The organism is uncultured Thiodictyon sp. (assembly GCA_903837595.1).
In the GTDB taxonomy this organism is placed as follows: Bacteria; Pseudomonadota; Gammaproteobacteria; order Chromatiales; family Chromatiaceae; genus Thiodictyon.
In genome coordinates, this window is the sequence record CAILVI010000473.1 from 1 (window position 1) to 1,997 (window position 1,997).

The following is a 1,997-nucleotide window of genomic DNA, read 5'->3' on the forward strand; positions in this document are numbered from 1 at the left end:
GTGACAGTGACATCGTAGAGCCTCCGGATCACCAAAAACGGGGCTCCTACGCTACCGGGCCAGGGACGCGATTTCATGCAGCCTTGCCGGAGGGACACCTCTCCCACCGGATGGGTTTTCTTGCTAAAGAATGAGCGCGCATTGCCATTAAACCAGGCATGGTCCGCAAGCGCATTCTCGTCGCTGCCGAATGACCACCGGGTCGCGGTCCCGGCACGGGCAGCATATTCCCACTCCGCTTCGGTCGGCAGACGGTAGTGCTGGCCAGTCTGCTCCGAGAGCCAGGCACAGTAGGCCACGGAGTCATCCCGGGAGGCATTGATAACCGGGCGGCGACCACGGCCTGAGCTATTATCACCTGGTTTCTCATAGCCAGAAGCCGCGCAGAAGCGGTCGTACTCATCGAAGGTAACCGCGTAGCGTCCGATGGCGAATGGCCGGGGGATGCTTACCCGGTGCTGGGGTTTCTCGCTGCCAGACGACTGCTCGTCGTCGTCCGAGGCGCCCATGAGAAAGGACCCTGGAGGAATCAAGACCATCTCAGGTCCCTCGCCGCCGTCTTTGAGTCGGTCGCGAAAGGCCGGTTTAAGCCCCAGCGATTCAGCTACCGACCGTTGTAGCCCTTGAACCCGCTCAGTGGACCAGCCGCAAATGTCCTGTGGCGCCGTTGTCGTCCAACGATCGGTCTTGGCCCGCTGGTGCTCCCGCTTCTGTCGCTCAAGTTCCAAACGCTCCCGTTCCTGGCGCTCCTGTTCTAGCCGCACTATTTCTTGGCGCTTACGCTCAAACCGGTGCTGGTGTTCTCGTTCCTGCCGCTCCTTTTCCAGTTGCTGTCGTTCCTGGCGTTCCCGCTTGATCTGCTCCTGCTCCTGGCGCGCCGCTGCCGCGCTCGCCGCGCCCCCCAACCGTGCCATCAGGTCGGACCGGTCTAAATGGCCGATGGCATCGACCAACCCGGCGAGGAAATCCGGGTCCAAAAGGAGTGCCGGACCAACCGGGCCATCAGCCGCGCCGACCTGGGCGCAAAAGCCATCGATCACCCCGATACCAGCCCTCGCAATGGACGGAAGCCCTCGCAAGCCCAGCCAGTCTTGAATGGCGAGTACGACCTGTCCGATAGCCCACACCGGATCGGGCAATGCGGCCAGCGGAACCGCCAGTTGCAGCGCAAGCTCCGGCGCCCAGGCCGGGCGCTCCGCGACCACAGCCCGGTAGCTGCGGCAATAGTGGTCGATGAAGGCGTGGGCGACCTCTGGTGGGAAGTCCGGGTTCAGCAGGTCAGGCAGCAGCTTCGGCAGGAGTGGCGGGGTGTCCCGATAGGAGAAGTGGTAGAGATCGCCGATCCATCCCATGGTCAGGCAATGCCAGGTGATCAGGAATTGGTGGATGGCACGCCAATCCTCCTTTACGAGTTGAAAGGGCGGCAGGTCCACTTGGTCGAGTTCGATACCGGCGGCAGTCAGTGCCTCCTCCTGCTCGAGCCGTTTGAGGTTGGCGGCGCGCACACCGCCGAAACGCTGGTCGGCATCCGGGTTGTCCTTGGCGACGCCCTGCCCGACCAGGCGTTCGCGCGCCTGCCGCCATTGCCGCGCTGCGGCGCGGGCGGAATCCTCCACCACGGGGCGATAGGCGATCTTCTCCAAAGACTGATAGAGATACTGATCCTGGGCGGGGCCCCAGTAGGCCAGATTGACATAGAGGTAGTCGTCACCCTCCGGCATCTGGGTCTCCAGCACCAGGGTCGGCTCGGAGCGTAACCGCTCGTGCAGTGCCTTGATACTGGCCGCACCCTGGAACTGGCCGTCTTTCCAGGCCCCATCCAGCAGTTCGATGGGGCGTACCCCGAGATTGAAGTTGTAGTGGGTGGAAAGGAATTGCTGGAGTGCCTGGCGTACCGGTCCTTCCAGGTCGCGCGGGCCGTTGGTGGGCAGCGAGAGGAACACCCGCAGCGGGGTCGGCCCGTCGCAGCGGTGCGATTGCATGATCTGGGAGGGGAA

Annotated in this window: 1 protein-coding gene; it reads right to left on the reverse strand. The window is 63.4% G+C overall.

All coding sequences use genetic code 11. The annotated features are described in order from the left end of the window. On the reverse strand, positions 1–1,982 hold a 1,982-nt coding region (locus QZY44_RS28235), incomplete at its 3' end, for an SUMF1/EgtB/PvdO family nonheme iron enzyme (protein WP_295455924.1). Positions 1,983–1,997: the final 15 nt, after the last annotated feature.